At 45.5% G+C, this 242-nt stretch carries 1 pseudogene; it reads left to right on the top strand.

The annotated features are described in order from the left end of the window. Positions 1–78 precede the first annotated feature (78 nt). Positions 79–242: pseudogene (locus QMN93_RS26210) on the top strand (ferritin-like domain-containing protein); the annotation flags it as partial.

Genomic DNA, 242 nt, shown 5'->3' with positions numbered 1-242 from the left:
AGCTGATAGAAACAGAAGCCACTGGAGCACCTCAAAAACACCATCATACACTAAATCAGTAAGTTGGCAGCATCACCGGATATTCCGGCAGCAAAAAACATGATTGAGAATCTTGTCCAGGGCCAGGAGACTGTGGTTAAAACTGCGCGCTCCCTGTTCCCTGTTGTTAATAATGCGAATGATGAAGCCACAGCAGATCTGCTTACACAACGTATCCAGTTACATGAGAAAACTGCCTGGAT

The organism is Enterobacter sp. R-1.6.2 (assembly GCF_035064085.1).
GTDB classification, from domain to species: domain Bacteria; phylum Pseudomonadota; class Gammaproteobacteria; order Enterobacterales; family Enterobacteriaceae; genus Enterobacter; species Enterobacter asburiae_B.
Note: the sequence above shows the minus strand (reverse complement) of the source record. Positions and strands in the feature narration are given on the sequence as shown.